Annotated in this window: 17 protein-coding genes, 1 pseudogene and 1 riboswitch; of the genes and pseudogenes, 17 read left to right on the forward strand and 1 reads right to left on the reverse strand. The window is 72.8% G+C overall.

Annotated features, from left to right (window positions below; all coding sequences use genetic code 11):
* Positions 1-163 precede the first annotated feature (163 nt).
* The 10 genes from J2S43_RS38225 (at position 164) to truA (ending at position 5,710) form a co-directional block, all read left to right on the forward strand.
* Entirely contained in the window at positions 164-391 is a 228-nt protein-coding gene (locus J2S43_RS38225) for a DUF1707 SHOCT-like domain-containing protein (protein ID WP_306837780.1), read from the forward strand.
* Positions 370-723: a hypothetical protein gene (locus tag J2S43_RS38230; RefSeq protein WP_306837781.1), complete on the forward strand. Its 354-nt coding sequence runs from the start codon at positions 370-372 to the stop codon at positions 721-723. Before J2S43_RS38225 ends, J2S43_RS38230 begins: the two co-directional genes overlap by 22 nt.
* Positions 724-977: 254 nt before the next feature.
* The gene (gene infA, locus J2S43_RS38235; protein WP_007073013.1) at positions 978-1,199 is read left to right on the forward strand and encodes a translation initiation factor IF-1; all 222 of its coding nucleotides are present in this window, start codon (positions 978-980) and stop codon (positions 1,197-1,199) included.
* A gap of 110 nt (positions 1,200-1,309) precedes the next feature.
* Positions 1,310-1,423: a 50S ribosomal protein L36 gene (rpmJ, locus tag J2S43_RS38240; protein ID WP_012854604.1), complete on the forward strand. Its 114-nt coding sequence runs from the start codon at positions 1,310-1,312 to the stop codon at positions 1,421-1,423.
* Positions 1,424-1,599: 176 nt separating this feature from the next.
* Entirely contained in the window at positions 1,600-1,980 is a 381-nt protein-coding gene (gene rpsM / locus J2S43_RS38245) for a 30S ribosomal protein S13 (protein WP_306837834.1), read from the forward strand.
* 39 nt (positions 1,981-2,019) lie between these two features.
* A complete protein-coding gene (gene rpsK, locus J2S43_RS38250; protein ID WP_033342844.1) occupies positions 2,020-2,427 on the forward strand; it encodes a 30S ribosomal protein S11 in 408 nt (135 codons plus the stop codon).
* Positions 2,428-2,443: 16 nt separating this feature from the next.
* Entirely contained in the window at positions 2,444-3,070 is a 627-nt protein-coding gene (gene rpsD / locus J2S43_RS38255; protein WP_306837838.1) for a 30S ribosomal protein S4, read from the forward strand.
* A gap of 90 nt (positions 3,071-3,160) precedes the next feature.
* Positions 3,161-4,183: a DNA-directed RNA polymerase subunit alpha gene (locus J2S43_RS38260; protein ID WP_306837841.1), complete on the forward strand. Its 1,023-nt coding sequence runs from the start codon at positions 3,161-3,163 to the stop codon at positions 4,181-4,183.
* A gap of 49 nt (positions 4,184-4,232) precedes the next feature.
* A complete protein-coding gene (rplQ, locus tag J2S43_RS38265; protein WP_306837842.1) occupies positions 4,233-4,826 on the forward strand; it encodes a 50S ribosomal protein L17 in 594 nt (197 codons plus the stop codon).
* A 68-nt stretch (positions 4,827-4,894) separates the two neighbouring features.
* Positions 4,895-5,710 (forward strand): tRNA pseudouridine(38-40) synthase TruA, encoded by an 816-nt coding sequence (truA, locus tag J2S43_RS38270; protein ID WP_306837844.1) that lies wholly within the window; start codon positions 4,895-4,897, stop codon positions 5,708-5,710.
* Here the strand turns inward: truA and J2S43_RS38275 are convergent.
* Positions 5,700-9,902, reverse strand: coding sequence for a hypothetical protein (locus J2S43_RS38275; RefSeq protein WP_306837846.1), 4,203 nt, complete (start codon positions 9,900-9,902; stop codon positions 5,700-5,702). The two genes, truA and J2S43_RS38275, sit on opposite strands and share 11 nt — an antisense overlap.
* Before the next feature lie 139 nt (positions 9,903-10,041).
* Here J2S43_RS38275 and J2S43_RS38280 point away from each other — a divergent pair, with 139 nt between their 5' ends.
* The 7 genes and pseudogenes from J2S43_RS38280 to J2S43_RS38310 all read left to right on the forward strand — a co-directional run bounded on the left by J2S43_RS38280 (position 10,042) and on the right by J2S43_RS38310 (position 16,402).
* Positions 10,042-10,653, forward strand: coding sequence for a class I SAM-dependent methyltransferase (locus J2S43_RS38280; RefSeq protein WP_306839732.1), 612 nt, complete (start codon positions 10,042-10,044; stop codon positions 10,651-10,653).
* Between the two features lie 121 nt (positions 10,654-10,774).
* Positions 10,775-12,454 (forward strand): ABC-F family ATP-binding cassette domain-containing protein, encoded by a 1,680-nt coding sequence (locus tag J2S43_RS38285; protein WP_306837848.1) that lies wholly within the window; start codon positions 10,775-10,777, stop codon positions 12,452-12,454.
* Between the two features lie 56 nt (positions 12,455-12,510).
* Entirely contained in the window at positions 12,511-13,134 is a 624-nt protein-coding gene (locus J2S43_RS38290) for a Uma2 family endonuclease (RefSeq protein ID WP_306837850.1), read from the forward strand.
* 139 nt (positions 13,135-13,273) lie between these two features.
* A riboswitch (TPP riboswitch) is annotated at positions 13,274-13,383 on the forward strand.
* A 16-nt stretch (positions 13,384-13,399) separates the two neighbouring features.
* Positions 13,400-14,029, forward strand: a pseudogene (locus J2S43_RS38295) (thiamine phosphate synthase); the annotation flags it as partial.
* Positions 14,030-14,256: 227 nt separating this feature from the next.
* Positions 14,257-15,435, forward strand: coding sequence for a glycine oxidase ThiO (gene thiO, locus J2S43_RS38300; RefSeq protein ID WP_306837852.1), 1,179 nt, complete (start codon positions 14,257-14,259; stop codon positions 15,433-15,435).
* The gene (gene thiS, locus J2S43_RS38305) at positions 15,426-15,626 is read left to right on the forward strand and encodes a sulfur carrier protein ThiS (RefSeq protein WP_306837854.1); all 201 of its coding nucleotides are present in this window, start codon (positions 15,426-15,428) and stop codon (positions 15,624-15,626) included. The genes thiO and thiS overlap by 10 nt, the downstream gene beginning before the upstream one ends.
* A 5-nt stretch (positions 15,627-15,631) precedes the next feature.
* The gene (locus J2S43_RS38310) at positions 15,632-16,402 is read left to right on the forward strand and encodes a thiazole synthase (RefSeq protein WP_306837856.1); all 771 of its coding nucleotides are present in this window, start codon (positions 15,632-15,634) and stop codon (positions 16,400-16,402) included.
* The last annotated feature ends 12 nt before the right edge of the window (positions 16,403-16,414 follow it).

Consider the following 16,414-nt stretch of genomic DNA (forward strand, 5'->3'; position numbering starts at 1 on the left):
ACATGAACCGGCGGCGCGCCGCGGGAGAGACCGGCGGCGGTGGCCGCCGCCGGCGGGTCTGGGCGCACGGCTGCCGGGTGCCTCCTCGGATGCCGGGGACGGTGCCACACGTACCCACAGATGATCTTGATTTGGGTTGTCGGGCGGTGCCATGCTGGTACGCATGGGGCGCGAGGAGATGCGTGCGGCCGACGGTGATCGCGAGGCCGTCGCGGAGCGGCTGCGCGCCGCGCTCAACGAGGGCCGGCTGGATCTGGCCGAGTTCGACGAGCGGCTGGGCCGGGCCTATGCGGCCAAGACCTACGGCGACCTGGACGGCCTGCTGAGCGACCTGCCCGGGTGGCCCCCGCGGAGCAGCAACGACTCGCGGTGCCGGAGCACGGAGCGGTGACCCCGGAGTACGGAGCGGTGACCGCCGCGGTGCCGGACTGGCCGATCGGGCCGGACGGGCGATATCTGGACGCGACCCGGCGCTGGCTGATCGAGAACTGGGCGCCCTATCTGGGCGTCATCGGCGTCGTCGTCGCGGTGTGGGGCATTCCGGCGCTGGCGAACGGCGGCGAGCTCGGCCCGTTCTGGCCCGCCTGGGTCGCCGGGCCGTGGGGTGCCTTCCTGTTGATCGCGACGCTGGCCGGCCTGGCGAACGGTGAACCCCAGCGGTGGGCGGCGAAGCAGGCCCGAAAGCACCGGCTGAAGGCCGAGGACGGCGACGCCGACGAGTGATTTAGGCCGTTACGTCCGGTTATCGACGACCCCCGACACACCCGACCGCGGGTTGCGCGACCTCGGTTTGGTGTCGATGAGAGGCGCGGCGTACACTCGTTGATTGGCGCACAGCGTCCCTTCCGTCATGTCCACCAGCGCTTCGGTGGTCGCCCGTTCTCGGGTTGGCGGGGCCGCGGCTGGCGCGAGGTGATTCAGCCTCGCGAGTGGCGTTGTGTGCTCGTCCCATAACCGATTGTCAGGTAGCGGAGGACATGCCGAAGAAAGACGGAGCCATCGAGATCGAAGGCCGAGTGATCGAGCCACTGCCGAACGCAATGTTCAGGGTGGAGCTCGCCAACGGTCACAAGGTGCTGGCTCACATCAGCGGCAAAATGCGGCAGCACTACATCCGCATTCTGCCCGAGGACCGGGTCGTCGTGGAACTCTCTCCATACGATCTCACCCGTGGGCGCATCGTCTATCGGTACAAGTAAGCCCACCGCTATCTGATCGACGGGGCGGGATTTCCTGTGTCCGTCACCCGTGCCATCCCGGGCGGCGTTTCAGTCGTGCCGGAGACACGGATGAACAGCAAAGGCGCACCGTGAAGGTCAAGCCGAGCGTCAAGAAGATCTGCAACAAGTGCCGCGTCATCCGTCGGCACGGCCGGGTCATGGTCATTTGTGAGGACCCGCGCCACAAGCAGCGCCAGGGCTGATTCTGGTGACCGGGGTTCGACGCACCCCGACAATTTGATGATCGTCCTCGCCGCGATTCGTCGCGGTGCACCCCCGGTCGGAGGCCGGGGCCCCGCCGGGCAGGCGCGTATGCGTCAGTGCGGGGGAGGGGACGGCACAGACCTCCGCGAGAAGAAGTTGAGGAGTACGCCCGAACATGGCACGTCTAGTCGGCGTCGACCTCCCCCGCGAGAAGCGGATGGAGATCGCGCTCACCTACATCTTCGGGGTCGGACGGACCCGCGCCGTCGAGGCGCTGGCCGCCACCGGCATCGACCCGAACAAGCGCGCCAAGGACCTCACCGATGAGGAAGTCGTGCAGCTGCGCGACTACATCGAGGGGAACTTCAAGGTAGAGGGCGACCTGCGCCGCGAGGTCGCCGCGGATATTCGCCGCAAGGTCGAGATCGGCTGCTACGCCGGCATCCGGCACCGTCGGGGTCTTCCGGTTCGCGGACAGCGGACCCGGACGAACGCTCGCACCCGCAAGGGTCCGAAGCGCACCGTCGCCGGCAAGAAGAAGCCCGGCAAGAAGTAGTAAGTCCCGATCTCACCCATATAGGAGCGCAGAGAGCTTATGCCACCCAAGGCACGCGCTGGGGCCGCAGTCAAGAAGGTCCGGCGCAAGGAACGCAAGAACGTCGCCCACGGGCAGGCGCACATCAAGAGCACCTTCAACAACACCATCGTGTCCATCACGGACCCGACCGGTGCTGTCATCTCCTGGGCCTCGGCCGGCCAGGTGGGCTTCAAGGGCTCCCGCAAGTCGACCCCGTTCGCCGCGCAGATGGCCGCCGAGGCCGCCGCGCGCCGGGCGATGGAGCACGGCATGCGCAAGGTCGACGTGTTCGTCAAGGGCCCCGGCTCCGGCCGGGAGACCGCCATCCGTTCGCTGCAGGCCGTCGGCCTCGAGGTCGGGCAGATCTCCGACGTCACGCCGCAGCCGCACAACGGGTGCCGTCCGCCTAAGCGTCGCCGGGTCTGAGAGGTAGAAGAAGAAAATGGCGCGTTACACCGGTGCTGACTGCCGCCGTTGCCGGCGGGAGAAGATGAAGCTGTTCCTCAAGGGCAGCAAGTGCGACGGACCGAAGTGCCCCTTCGAGTCCCGTCCGTTCCCGCCCGGCCAGCACGGCCGTGGCCGGACCAAGGAGTCGGAGTACCTGCTCCAGCACCGCGAGAAGCAGAAGGCCCGCCGCGTGTACGGCGTGCTGGAGAAGCAGTTCCGCGGTTACTACGACGAGGCCGTCTCCAAGAAGGGCAAGACCGGTGAGGTCCTGCTCCAGATCCTGGAGACCCGTCTCGACAACGCCGTCTACCGGTCGGGCTGGGCCTCGTCCCGCGACATGGCGCGGCAGCTGGTCAAGCACGGTCACTTCCTGGTGAACGGCAAGAAGGTCGACATCCCGTCGTACCGGATCAAGGAGCACGACATCATCGAGGTCCGCGAGAAGTCTCGCGAGATGACCCCGTTCGTTGTCGCGTCGGCCCAGGCCGGCTCCCGCACGATCCCGGCGTGGCTGGAGTCGATCCCGAGCCAGTACAAGGTTCTGGTCCACTCGCTCCCGAGCCGGCAGGTCATCGACACGCAGGTCCAGGAGCAGCTGATCGTCGAGCTTTACTCCAAGTAAGGCTGTTGTCCGGCGGCGCCCTTCGGGGCGTCGCCGGTCGTCAAGTTCGGGCATCAAATAGCGGGTGCCCCGTACGAAAAGAGAAGTTCTGTGCTTATCACCCAGCGGCCGGCCCTCTCCGAGGAGCCGATCAGCGAGACCCGCTCGAAGTTCATGATCGAGCCGCTCGAGCCCGGCTTCGGCTACACGCTCGGCAACTCGCTCCGTCGCACCCTGCTCTCCTCGATCCCGGGTGCGGCCGTCACCAGCATCAAGGTCGACGGCGTGCTGCACGAGTTCACCACGATCCCGGGCGTCAAGGAGGACGTGGTCGAGCTCGTCATGAACGTCAAGGAGCTGTGCGTCAGCTCCGAGCACGACGAGCCGGTCAGCATGTACCTGCGCAAGGCGGGTCCGGGCGACGTCACCGCGGGCGACATCCAGCCCCCGGCCGGCGTCTCCGTGCACAACCCCGACCTGAAGCTGGCCACGCTCAACGGCAAGGGCCGGCTCGACATGGAGCTGACCGTCGAGCGGGGCCGGGGCTACGTCACGGCCGCGCAGAACAAGCAGGCCGGTGCGGAGATCGGGCGGATCCCCGTCGACTCGATCTACACGCCGGTGATGAAGGTGACCTACCGCGTCGAGGCCACCCGTGTCGAGCAGCGCACGGACTTCGACCGGCTGATCATCGACGTCGAGACCAAGGCGTCCATCTCCCCGCGCACCGCGCTGGCGTCCGCCGGTTCGACCCTGGTCGAGCTGTTCGGTCTCTGCCGCGAGCTGGACGAGACCGCCGAGGGCATCGACATCGGGCCGTCCCCGCAGGACGCGCAGCTGGCCGCCGACCTGGCGCTCCCGATCGAGGAGCTGGACCTCACGGTCCGGTCCTACAACTGCCTCAAGCGCGAGGGCATCAACTCCGTCGGCGAACTCATCGGACGCACGGAAGCTGATCTTCTGGATATAAGGAATTTCGGTCAGAAGAGCATCGACGAGGTCAAGATGAAGCTGGCCGGCATGGGCCTGGGCCTGAAGGACTCCGCGCCCTCCTTCGACCCGACCAACGTCGTGGACTCGTTCGGCGAGGTCGACTACGACAGCGACGACTACCGCGAGACCGAGCAGCTGTAATTTTCCCCGCCGGGTTCTCTCCGGCTGAAGCGTATTCAGGAGCACCGAAATGCCTACGCCCACCAAGGGAGCCCGCCTCGGCGGCGGACCCGCGCACGAGAAGCTCATCCTGGCCAACCTGGCCACCGAGCTGTTCCGGCACGGGAAGATCAAGACCACGGAAGCCAAGGCGCGGCGGGTCCGTCCGCTGGCCGAGCAGCTGATCACCAAGGCCAAGCGCGGCGACCTGCACTCGCGCCGGCGGGTGCTCACCGTCATCCGCGACAAGGACGTGGTGTTCGAGCTGTTCGACAAGATCGCCCCGCGCTTCGAGAACCGTCCGGGTGGTTACACCCGGATCGTGAAGACCGGCCCGCGCCGCGGTGACGCCGCTCCGATGGCGGTCATCGAGCTGGTCGAGGCGCTCGAGGTCGCGGCCGTCACCGGCCCGTCCAAGGCCGCCAGGAAGGCCGCGCGCCAGCAGGACAAGGTCGAGGCCCTGGCCCGCGAGGACGAGGCTCCGGCCACGACCTCGAAGGAGTCGGACACGACCTCCTCGGCCGCGGACTCCGACACCGACCAGGACGCCGACGCGCCGATCTCCGCCTCCGGTGACAAGGACGCGGACGGCCCCGGCACGCAGGCCGAGGGCGACGACAAGTAAGTCCGTCTTTCCGCAGGGCCCGGTCTCCTTCTGGGGACCGGGCCCTGCTTTTCGATCAGGAGCTCTCAATGCCACGGGTACGCCTGGACGTCGCCTACGACGGGACCGACTTCTCCGGTTGGGCGGTGCAGCCCTCCCGCCGTACCGTCGCGGGAGTGCTCCTGGACGCGCTGGGGCGACTCTTCGGCTCCGATACGGCCTTCGGCATGGTCGTGGCCGGGCGGACCGACGCGGGTGTGCACGCGACCGGCCAGGTGTGCCATATCGATCTGCCGTCCGAGGCCTGGGCGGCGACCGCGCCCACGCTGCTGCGCCGGCTCGCCGCGCTGCTCCCCGGCGACGTGCGAGTGCATGAGGCCACCGAGGTGCCGGAGACGTTCGACGCGCGGTTCTCGGCCACGTTCCGGCGCTACCGCTACCGGGTCACGGACGCGGTGCACGGCGCCGAGCCGCTGCGCCGGTACGACACGCTCGCCTGGCCGCGCACGCTCGACCCGGAGCTGCTCAACGCGGCCGCGGCCGGGCTGGTCGGCGAGCACGACTTCGCCGCGTTCTGCCGCCGCAAGGAGCACGCCACCACGGTACGGGCGATCAACCGCCTGGAGTGGGGCCGTGACCTCGACGGCGTGCTGGTGGCGACCGTGCAGGCGGACGCGTTCTGCCAGGCCATGGTGCGCAGCCTGGTCGGTGCGATGCTGCACGTCGGCGACGGGCGCCGCCCGCCGGAGTGGCCGACCTCGCTGCTCCGGCTCACCGCGCGGTCCAGCGAGGTCACGGTCGCGCCCGCGCACGGTCTGACGCTGGTCGAGGTCGGCTACCCGTCCGCCGCCGAGTTCGCGGCGCGCGCCGAGGCGACGCGGCGGATCCGCACGCTCAGTTCTTGACCGGCTTGGTGGCGCGCTTCTCCAGCACGCCGTTGCGCAGGTGCAGCTCGACCATGTCGTAGAGGATCTGCCGGGCCTGCGGGTCACCGTCGATGATCTTCTCGCCGTCGGCCCGGGCGATCACGCAGTACGCCAGGTAGTGGCCGCGGATGTTCCACCCGACCTGCGCGGACGACTCCTCCACCGCTTCGGTGCCGGCGCCCGCGTTCATCCCGGAGAACCGGCCCTTCTGACCGTCGACCATGCCCTTGATCTGCTCGTGCGCCCACTTCGCGCCGGTCTCGTCCTCAAGGTTGAACACGCCGGCCGTGACCAGGTAACCGGAGTCGGCCGAGCGCATCGTGCCGCGGACCACCTGGTTGCAGCCCAGATCATCGAGCAGCTGCGGGATCTCGCCGGCCGCGGCCCTGCCGCAGTCGTCCAGCTGCTCGGTCTTCAGCACCGTGTACGGCGGCTCCTGCGGTGTGATGGCGATCGTGCCCGCGGGGAAGACCTCCTCCGTGGTCAGCGGCTCGCCGTCCACGCCACGGGAGCTGATGTCGCGCGCCTCCGCGGTCGCCTGCGCGTCACCGCCGGACGCCTGCGCGTCGCGGCCGCTCTGCTCGTCGGCCAGGATGAAGAACGAACTCAGCCCGCACACGCCGACCAGAACCAGCACGGCCAGCACGCCGACGAGCACCTGCCAGGGCTTGCGCGGCTCGGCCGCCGGCTTCTCCGCGGGCTCCGGATCAGAACCTTCAGGCTGCGAGGGTACGGCGGGAGCCGGCTTGATCCGCGCGACGCTGCTCGGCGGGCGGGTGGCCAGCGAGGTGCTGCCGGAGACGTCGGCGACCTGTCCCGGGCGGTGCGCCCCGGGCGCCTCGGAACTCCGGCCCGGCCGGTGCGAGCCGGAAGCCTCGGATTCCGGCGCCGGGCGGTAGACGCCGGCGTCGTCGGAGCTGAGCCGGACCGCCGCGGAGACGTCGTGGCCGCGGTGCGGGCCGGAGGCGTCGGGCGGCATGGCCGGCGCGTGCGGTCCGTCGAAACGGCCGCCCTGCCGCGGGCCCGCGAGCATCGGACCGGAGGCTTCGCCGGTGCGCGGGACCGGGGCGGCACCGGGATTCTGGCCACGGACGGCGGGCGGTTGAGCGTGCCCCGGGGGCTGAACGCGGCCGGAAAGCTGAGCGCGACCGGGCGGTTGTGGTGCCTGATCGGGCGGCTGGGCCAGATGCGGCTGTTGCTGTGCCTGGCCGGCCGGTTGTTGTGCCTGGCCGGGAGGCTGGGCCCGGCCGGGCGGTTGTTGCGTCTGGCCGGGAGGCTGAGCGCGGCCGGGCGGTTGTTGTGCCTGGCCGGGAGGCTGGGCGCGGCCGGGCGGTTGTTGCGTCTGGCCGGGAGGCTGGGCGCGGCCGGGCACGGAGGCGCCACCGCGTGCGGACGGAACGGCGCCGCCACCGGAGACGGGCGCGTCCGGGATCTGGGCACTGCCCGGGACGCCGGGGTCGGCGGAGGGCGGAACGGCGCCGGGAACCGGCACCCTGGCCGAGCCGGAGAGCACGGGATTGCCGCCGGAGGGCCCGGTGCCCGGAGCGCCGCGGCCCACCGCGCCCTGCGGCGGCCGGGCCGATCCCTGCACGGGCCGGGCGGTCCCCTGTGCGCCCACGTGCTGGGGCCGGGCGGATCCGTCGGTGCCGGGGTGCGGCGCTCGTGGACCGGCGATGCGCGCGTCGGCCGGGCCGGACGCACGCGCGTCGGCCGGGCCGGGAGCGTGCGGTGCGGCGTGCGGGGGCGTCACGGCGGCACGGGCGCTCGCCGGGCCGGTCGCCTCGTGCGGCACCTGCGCCGGGATCGCCGTCCGGCCGCCTGCCGGGATCGCCGTCCGGCCGCCTCGCCGGGGATCGTCGTCCGGTACCGGCCCGCGGACCGCCGGGCCCGGCGCCATCCCCGCCTCGGGCGGGCTGGTCCATGGTCCTCTGGCTCGGTCGGCCGGCACCTCGCCGGAAGGATCGCGGTCGCGCGGCTCCCGGTCCGACGAGAACCGATCGCGTGGGGCGTGCGCCTGCGGCGATCCGGCCCGCGCCGGCGGGGCAGTCCAGGCGGGCGGCCCGCCGGCCGAGTCGGGCTCGGCGCCGGCGGGCGCACGGCCACCCGCGGCCTCGGCGGACCGGCGACGCCTGATGGCGCCGGTGTCCGTCATGCCGCGGTCATCGTCGGGAACCCCGTGGCGGCGGGCGGCCACGGGACCGCTCGCCGACTCCGGTGCGGCCCGGCGCCCCACGACCGCCTGACCTCCCGAGACGGTCTGACTTCCCGAGACGGTCTGGCGTTCCGAGGCGGTCTGGCGTTCCGGAACCGTGTCGGGGATCGCGTGCGAGCCGCTCGCTCCCGGTTCGCGCGCGGCCCGGCGGCCGACCGGCTGGTCCGGACCGAGTTGATGCCCGCCGGAGCGTTCCGCCTCGTCGCCGGCGGACCCGTCGGCCGCTCGCCGCCGTCCACCGCTCGTGCCCGGTGCCGTCGTGGCACGGACGTCACCGGGCCCCGGCGCCGCTCGCCGTCCCAGATCGGCGGAGAGCTGCCAGGATCCGGAGGTCTCCGCTCCTTCGGCCGCCCGCCGTCGCCCGCCGGAGGCCTCGGCCGGCCCAGCCTCGGCGCGGAATGCGCCCGAGGCCTCCGCCGTCGCGGCCTCGATCCGGAACGCGCCGGAACTCGCGCCATCGGTGCGTCGCAGTGCACCGGTCTGGTCGGCCGCAGCGCGGCGCCCGCCAGCCGAAGCGTCCTCTGCCGCGCCTCCGCCGCCGGTAGCCGCTGACTCGTCCGCCGGAGCCGCGCGGCGGGCCCTGGGGCTGGGTTCCGCGGTGGGCTCGGCCGCGGCGCGGCGGCCGGCCGGAGGCGAGGACCAGGCCGTGCCTTCCGGCGAGGCCTTTCGGCCGGCCGGGGTGTCGTTCGCCGCGCCGCGCCGTGGTGGTTCGGGCGGTTCGTCGGCGATGCGGCGACCCGGCGTCGCCGGATCATCGACGCGTGCCCGGCGACCGGTGGAGGCAGCCTCGTCCAGGGCTGCGCGCCGCCCAGGCCCTTCCTCGGCTGCGCGGCGCGGGATTGGTGTTTGTTCGGCTGCGCGGCGGCCGACCGGTGCCTCTTCGGCTGCGCGGCGCGGGATTGACGTTTCCTCGGTTGCGCGGCGGCCGGCCGGTGTTTCGTCGGTAGCGCGGCGGATCAGGGCCGCGGCATCGTCCGTGGTGCTCCGATGCCCCCCGAGCGCGGGCCGCCCCAGAACGACGGAGCCGGCGCTCTCCGGCGCGGCGCGCCGCCCGGCGGGCGTGCCCGGCGCCGCGCGACGATCCGCGGTCGCACCCGCCGAACCTGCCGGAGCACCGATGCCGCCTGCGGGACGGCCACCGGCCGGATCCGCCGCTGCGCGGCGCCCGGCGGGCGTGCCCGGCGCCGCCCTGCGCTCGGTGGCCGTGGGGGTCGTGGGCGCGTCCGCGTCCGGCGCCGCGCGACGATCCGCGGTCGCACCCGCCGAACCTGCCGGAGCACCGATGCCGCCTGCGGGACGGCCACCGGCCGGATCCGCCGCTGCGCGGCGTCCGGTCGTCGGGTTCGCGGGTGTGGTCGTGCCGGTGTTGGCTCGCCCGGTGCCGGCCGGGTTCGCGATGGCTGCCGGGTTCGGGGCCGTGCGGCGTCCGGCCGTGGGATCCGCCGGTGTGGTCATGCCGGCCGCGGCTCGGCCTCCGCCGGCCGGGTGCGCGGCCGGTGGGCCCGTCGCCGCGCGGCGTCCAGTGGCGGGGACCGCCGGGTTCGCCGGTGTGGTCATGCCCCTCGCGGCCCGTCCGCCGCCGGCTGGGCCGGTGGGCGCCGCCGGGTCCGGTGCGGCGCGGCGGCCGGTGGGTGTGGCGGCCGGGTCGGGCGTGGAGGCGGCGGCGGGGCGGCCGGTGGGTGTGGCGGCCGGGTCGGGCGTGGAGGGGGTGCGGCGGTGGCCGGTCGGGGGTTCCGGGGCGCGGCGACGGCCGCCGGAGGCGGTGGGGTCGTCGGCCTGGTCGGTGCGGCCGCGGCGGGGCGGGCCGGTGCGGTCGGTGTCCCAGAGCTTGACGTCGGGGCCGGGAACGTCGAGGGCGGGCCAGCCGCCGCTGGGTGAGGTCGGGGCGCGGCGTGAGCGGGGTTCGTGTTCTGCGGCGGGGCGACCGTCGTCCGCTTCGCCGTGCTGCCCGTACGCCATGTCGCACAGGGTAATGGACATCCCGGCCGGTTCGCCTCTATCCACATAGCGCGCGAGTCGACAGATTGGACATCTTGCCTTTTCCGGGCGTCGGAACCCCGGTTCTGCGGCGTGGCGGCGGGAGGGAAGAATGCGGGGCGTGACCGCCGAGCACTACTTCAGCGCTGAGCCGGCCGTCCCCGCGGGGCGGCACGAAGTCTCGTTCACCGTTCAGGGGCGGGACTATGTGCTCGTCGCAGCGCGTGGCGTCTTCTCGGCGGCGCGGCTGGACCCCGGAACCGCAGTCCTGCTCAAAAAGGCAAATCTACCCGAACAGGGCGTAAAAGGATCCTTCCTCGATCTCGGGTGCGGCTTCGGCCCGATCACGGCCGTCCTGGCGACCGAGGCGCCGGCCGCGACCGTGCACGCGGTGGACGTCAACGCGCGCGCCCGCGAGCTGACCGCGGAGAACGCGGAGCGCCTCGGCGCCGCGCACCGCGTCACGGTCAGCGCCCCGGACGACGTACCGGCTGATGTGGTCTTCGATCAGATCTGGAGCAACCCGCCGATCCGGATCGGCAAAACAGGGCTGCACGAGCTGCTCGACCGCTGGCTGCCGCGGCTCGCGCCGGACGGCGTCGCGTGGCTGGTCATCGCGCGGCACCTGGGCGGCGACTCGCTGCACCAATGGCTGACCGACCGCGGCTGGGCCGTCGAGCGGCACGCCAGCCAGAAGGGTTACCGGGTGCTGCGGGTCAGCCGGCCGGACTGACCGGCACGTCACTCGCGGCGGACGCGAAGGCCGGGCGCGAAGGCCGGACGCGAAGGCCGGACGCGAAGGCCGGACGCGAAAAAGGCTGGTCGGCGCGGCGCGGATCGGCGATTATCCGGCCGTGGGATATGTGGACGTGGCCGGAGCCGGACATACGCTGGCCGACGGGCGGGTGCTGTTCGCGGACGTCTCGTTCCGCGTCGGCGAGGGCGCCAAGATCGCGTTGGTCGGGCCGAACGGCGCTGGGAAGACGACGCTGCTGCGCATGATCGCCGGCGACCTGCCGGTGCGCGAGGGCGCGATCGCCCGGGTCGGCGGCCTCGGCGTGATGCGGCAGTTCATCGGCATGATCGCCGACGAGACCACGCTCGGCGGGCTCGCGCTGTCGCTCTCCCCGCCCGCGCTCCGCGAGGCCGGTGCACGTCTGGCCGCCGCCGAGTCCGCGATGCACCGGGCCGAGAGCGGGCAGAACTCCGCCGTGGCGACGATCGAGAAGACCCAGATGGGTTACGCGACCGCGCTCGCCGCCTGGGGAGAGGCCGGTGGGTACGACGCGGAGGTCACCTTCGACACCGCCAGCGTCTCCGCGCTCAAACTCCCGTGGGACCGCGTCCGGGACCGGCCGGTGGCCACGCTCTCCGGCGGCCAGCAGAAGCGGTTCGCGCTGGAACTGCTGCTGCGCGGCACCGACGAGGTGCTGCTGCTGGACGAGCCGGACAACTTCCTGGACGTGCCCGGCAAGCGCTGGCTGGAGGCGCGGTTGCGCGAGTCCGGCAAGTCCGTGCTCTACGTGTCGCACGACCGTGAGCTGCTCGCCCAGACCGCGGACCGGGTGGTGGCGGTCGAGGGCGGCGGCGCGTGGACGCATCCGGGCGGTTTCGCCAGCTGGCACGCCGCGCGCGGCGCCCGGCACGAGCGGATGGAGGAGGCGCGGCGGCGCTGGGACGAGGAGCACGTCAAGCTGCGCGAACTGGTCCTCACGCTGAAGAACAAGGCCGCGTTCAACGACGGGCTCGCGTCGCGCTACCAGGCGGCGCAGACCCGGCTGCGCAAGTTCGAGGAGGCCGGGGCGCCGCCGTTGCCGCCGAAGGACCAGGAGATCAACATGCGCCTGGGTGGCGGGCGCACCGGCAAGCGCGCGATCATGTGCGAGCAGCTGGAGTTGGCGGGGCTGACCTACCCGTTCGACCTCGAGGTCTGGTACGGCGATCGTGTCGCCGTGCTGGGCGCGAACGGCACCGGCAAGTCGCACTTCCTGCGGCTGCTCGCGCGCGGCGGCACCGACCCGGAGCCGGGAGCCGAGCCGATCTCCGGCGTGGTCCTGGAGCCGGTCGCGCACGACGGCGTGGCCCGGCTCGGCGCGCGCGTCCGCCCCGGCCACTTCTCGCAGACGCACGACCGTCCCGAGCTTCGCGACCGTACGCTGGTCGAGATCCTCTGGCGCGGCGACGAGCACCGCTCCGGCCTGGACCGGCACGGCGCGATGCGGGTGCTGAACCGGTATGAGCTGGCCGGCCAGGGCGATCAGCTCTTCGGCACGCTCTCCGGCGGCCAGCAGGCACGCTTCCTGGTGCTGCTGCTGGAGCTGTCCGGCGCCACGCTGCTGCTGCTCGACGAGCCGACCGACAACCTCGACCTGGCCTCGGCCGAGGCGCTGGAGGAGGGCCTGAAGGCGTTCGACGGCACGGTCCTGGCCGTCACCCACGACCGCTGGTTCACCCGCTCCTTCGACCGCTTCATCCTCTTCCAGGGCGACGGCGAGGTCATCGAGACGCCGGAGCCGGTCTGGGACGTGCGCTGAACCCCTGCGTGCACGGCGAGAGTGGAATACTGAACCTCGTGAGGGAGGTGGTTGGCATGGTGGCACCACTGGAGGCAGGCCCGAGCGGTTTCTCTCTGCCACGCCCACCGTTCACCGTGGACACGCTTTTCGCGATGCCCGATGACGGGCTTCGCTATGAGGTTTTGGAAGGTGTTCTCACCGTGACTCCGCCCGCCACCCCGGAGCACAACCGAGCCGCGGATCGGCTCGGCCGGTTGATCGACCCCCTGTTGACCGGCGATACCGAGGCGATCACCGCATCCGCGGTGCGAATGCCGGGGGGAGACGGCTTGGTTCCGGACCTGATGGTGACCACCGCTGACCTGGAGGATTTTCCGCGCGGAGTCCCGGCGGAACTGGTTCACACGGTGATCGAAGTGGTCTCTCCGTCGAATTCGTCGGATGACCGGGTGAAGAAGGCCAAGCTCTATGCCAAGGCAGGCATTCCCTGCTATTGGCGCCTTGAAATGCGTCCCTGGAAAGAGCATTTCGGTCCGCTTCCGGCGCTTGTGGTGAGCCTCCTCAACGAGCAGGGTGAGTGGGATTCCACCATTTACGAGGCTGGAAAGTCGCACAAACTGCCGATGGTCGTCGACGTCAATCGCGTGACGATGCATCTGGAGATCGACCCTGCGGCCCTGGTGGGCCGGCGACGCTGAACGCGCCGGTCAACACGCGCCCGCGGCGCGCGAGGGCGCGTGATCATGGACCGGCGCGCGCGGTGCGGCAAGGGAGTTGAGCGCTGCGTCACGGGGCTTTACGTATGCGTAATCGTCGGCGTATGGTCGGCCACGAACACAACAACCCCACGGGAGTCCGGTGCACCGGGCTGAGAGGGGGGCTGCAGCCCCCGACCGTCGAACCTGATCCGGATCATGCCGGCGCAGGGAGGATGTGGACGATGTGGACGCGACCCTAGGACGACTGCACCTCATCACCGACACGCGGCCCGGGCGGGATCCGATCGGCTGCGTGCGGGCGGCGCTGGCGGCGCACGCGGCGGCCGATGACGTGGTCCGGGCCGCGGCCGGGCCGCTGGTCGTGCAGGTGCGGGTCGAGGACGACGCCACCGATCTGGACGCCTATCAGCTTGCCGTGCGGGTTCGTGAGCTGTGCGCGGCGGCCGGCGCGATCTGCCTGGTCAACGACCGGCTGCACGTGGCGCTCGCGATAGGCGCGGACGGCGGGCACGTGGGTGCGCTGGACCTTCCGGTCGCGGCGGCGCGGCGGGTGCTCGGGCCGAGGGCGATCCTCGGCGCCACCGCGCGGGTCGCGGGCACCGGATCCGCCGCGGTCGAGGCCGGAGCGTCCTATCTGGGCGTCGGCCCCTGCTATGCGACCACCACGAAGGACGGGCTGCCCGCGTTGCTCGGGCCGGCCGGGCTCGGCGCGGTCGCGACGGCGGTGCCGGTCCCGGTGATCGCGATCGCCGGCGTGACCCGGGCCCGGGTGGCCGAGCTGCTCGCGGCGGGCGCTTACGGCGTGGCAGTGGTCGGCGCGGTCAGCGGCGCGGCCGATCCCGGGCGTGCGGTGGCCGAGCTGCTGCGGGAGCTCGCCGGCGCCGTGGAACCCGCCGATCAGGCACCGCACCGGGCCGGCCCGGAACCCACCGATCAGGCACCGCACCGGGCCGGCCCGGAACCCACCGTCGGGACGACGCATCCCGCGGGCGGTCCAGCCGACCCCAGCGGCGGTGCGGCCCTTCCCGCCGCCGGCACGACGGACGCGGCTGTGCGTATGCCCGGTGGCGAGGCGGAGCGGTGGGCGGGGAGAGGTGCGCGATGAGTGCTGAGCGGCGGGCCGGGCGTGCCGAGATCGGGATCGTCGGCGGCGGGCCGATCGGGCTGGCTGTCGCCTGGTCCTGCGCCCGGCGTGGTCTCGACGTCGCCGTCTACGACGACGCGCTGCAGGCCGGGGCCGCCGGTCCGGCCGAGGGTGCCGGCGGAGAGCGGGGAGCCGGCGCGGTTCGGACGGCGATCGGTGGGGTGACCGGGGCGTGGGAGGTCGCGGCCGGGATGCTGGCGCCGATCGGGGAGGCCTACTTCGGTGAGGTGGAGCTGACCGGCCTGCTGGTGGACTCGGCGGCGCGCTGGCCCGGCTTCGCGGCGGACCTTGCGGCGGCGTCCGGGGTGGAGGTCGGTTACCGGGGTGAGGGCACGCTGGCGGTCGCGCTCACCGCGGACGACCTGGCGGCCGCGACGAGGCTCATCGCGTACCAGCGGGATCTGGGTCTTGCCGTTGACCCGCTGACGCCGTCGGCGATGCGCGCGGTGGAGCCGGTGCTGAGTCCGCGAGTGCGGGGCGGCGCGCTGATCCCCGGGGATCACCAGGTCGACCCGCGCCGGGTGACCGCGGCGCTGCGGATCGCGGCGGCGCGCGCGGGAGTCCGGTTCGTCCGGCGGCGGGTCGCGAACGTGTCCGAGGTCTACGCCGACCGGGTGGTGGTCGCGGCCGGCTGCGGCACGGCCGCGCTGACCGGCCTGCCGGTGCGACCGGTGCGCGGCGAGGTGCTGCGGCTGCGCGCACCGGGCCGGAAGCCCGGATTCACGCACGTGATCAGGGGATATGCGGACGGCCGCGAGGTCTACCTGGTGCCGCGCCGCGATGGCGAGGTGGTGGTCGGGGCGACCGCGCACGAACGCGCGGACGACGACGTGACCGCGGGCGCGGTGCTGCGGCTGCTGCGCGCGGCGGCCGACCTGATCCCGGAGATAGAGGAGTACGCACTGGTCGAGGCGCAGTCCGGGGCACGCCCGGGCTCGCCGGACAACCGGCCGATCCTGGGGGACTGGGCCGCGGGGAGCCGCGAGGTCGTGGTGGCGGCCGGGCACTACCGGCACGGGATCCTGCTGACCCCGGTCACCGCGGAGCTGATCACCGCGCTGCTGCTGGACGGTACGGCACCGCCGGAGGTCTTCGCGGCGGCGCGATTCACGGAACGGAGGACGGCATGCGCGTGACGGTGAACGGCGACGAGCGGGATCTGGCCGGGCCGGTGACGGTCGCGGACGCGGTGGCGGAACTGACCGGTGCGCATCGGGGCGTGGCGGTCGCGGTCAACGGCGAGGTGGTGCCGCGCGGGCGGTGGGCGGAGACGCCGCTGTCCGACGGGGACCGCGTCGAGGTGCTCAGCGCGGCGCAGGGCGGGTGAGGACGATGGACGACTTCGTGGTGGGCGGCGAGCGCTTCGGCTCGCGGCTGATCCTGGGGACCGGCGGCGCGGCCAACCTGGACGTGCTGGAACGGGCGATCAAGGCGTCCGGCACCGAGATGGTGACGGTCGCACTTCGCCGGATAAATGCCCAGAAAACGTCAGATGGGCTGCTGGACGTGGTGGTGCGGACCGGCGTGCGGCTGCTGCCGAACACGGCCGGCTGCCGGACCGCGGCGGAGGCGGTGAAGCTGGCGCACCTGGCCCGTGAGGCCTTCGGCACCGCGTGGATCAAGCTGGAGGTGATCGGCGACGAGCGCACGCTGCTGCCGGACGGCGTGGAGCTGGTCCCGGCCGCGGAACGCCTGGTCGCCGACGGCTTCACGGTCCTGCCGTACACGAACGACGATCCGATCCTGGCCCGTCGCCTCGCGGACGCGGGCTGCGCCGCCGTGATGCCGGCCGGCTCGCCGATCGGTTCCGGCCTGGGCATCGGCAACCCGCACCACCTGCGGCTGCTGCGGCAGGCCGTGGACGTGCCGGTGATCCTGGACGCCGGCGTCGGCACCGCCTCGGACGCGGCGCTGGCGATGGAGCTCGGCTGCGACGCGGTGCTGCTGGCCACGGCCGTGACCAGGGCGGCGGACCCGGAACGGATGGCGACCGCGATGCGCCTGGCGGTCGAGGCCGGCTTCCTCGCGGCACACGCGGGCCGGATCCCGCGGCGCTTCCACGCGCTCGCGTCCACGCCGGACGAGGGGCGGCCGGATCTGTGAGAGGGCTGATCG

The organism is Catenuloplanes nepalensis (assembly GCF_030811575.1).
Lineage (GTDB): Bacteria > Actinomycetota > Actinomycetes > Mycobacteriales > Micromonosporaceae > Catenuloplanes > Catenuloplanes nepalensis.

What these genes read in the sequence shown, in the direction of transcription:
- J2S43_RS38225 (WP_306837780.1), top strand. Translation starts at nt 164, where the DNA reads ATGGGGCGCGAGGAGATGCGTGCGGCCGACGGTGATCGCGAGGCCGTC.
- infA (WP_007073013.1), top strand. Translation starts at nt 978, where the DNA reads ATGCCGAAGAAAGACGGAGCCATCGAGATCGAAGGCCGAGTGATCGAG.
- rpsM (WP_306837834.1), top strand. Translation starts at nt 1,600, where the DNA reads ATGGCACGTCTAGTCGGCGTCGACCTCCCCCGCGAGAAGCGGATGGAG.
- rpsK (WP_033342844.1), top strand. Translation starts at nt 2,020, where the DNA reads ATGCCACCCAAGGCACGCGCTGGGGCCGCAGTCAAGAAGGTCCGGCGC.
- rpsD (WP_306837838.1), top strand. Translation starts at nt 2,444, where the DNA reads ATGGCGCGTTACACCGGTGCTGACTGCCGCCGTTGCCGGCGGGAGAAG.
- rplQ (WP_306837842.1), top strand. Translation starts at nt 4,233, where the DNA reads ATGCCTACGCCCACCAAGGGAGCCCGCCTCGGCGGCGGACCCGCGCAC.
- truA (WP_306837844.1), top strand. Translation starts at nt 4,895, where the DNA reads ATGCCACGGGTACGCCTGGACGTCGCCTACGACGGGACCGACTTCTCC.
- J2S43_RS38275 (WP_306837846.1), bottom strand. Translation starts at nt 9,902, where the DNA reads ATGGCGTACGGGCAGCACGGCGAAGCGGACGACGGTCGCCCCGCCGCA.
- J2S43_RS38290 (WP_306837850.1), top strand. Translation starts at nt 12,511, where the DNA reads ATGGTGGCACCACTGGAGGCAGGCCCGAGCGGTTTCTCTCTGCCACGC.
- thiO (WP_306837852.1), top strand. Translation starts at nt 14,257, where the DNA reads ATGAGTGCTGAGCGGCGGGCCGGGCGTGCCGAGATCGGGATCGTCGGC.
- thiS (WP_306837854.1), top strand. Translation starts at nt 15,426, where the DNA reads ATGCGCGTGACGGTGAACGGCGACGAGCGGGATCTGGCCGGGCCGGTG.
- J2S43_RS38310 (WP_306837856.1), top strand. Translation starts at nt 15,632, where the DNA reads ATGGACGACTTCGTGGTGGGCGGCGAGCGCTTCGGCTCGCGGCTGATC.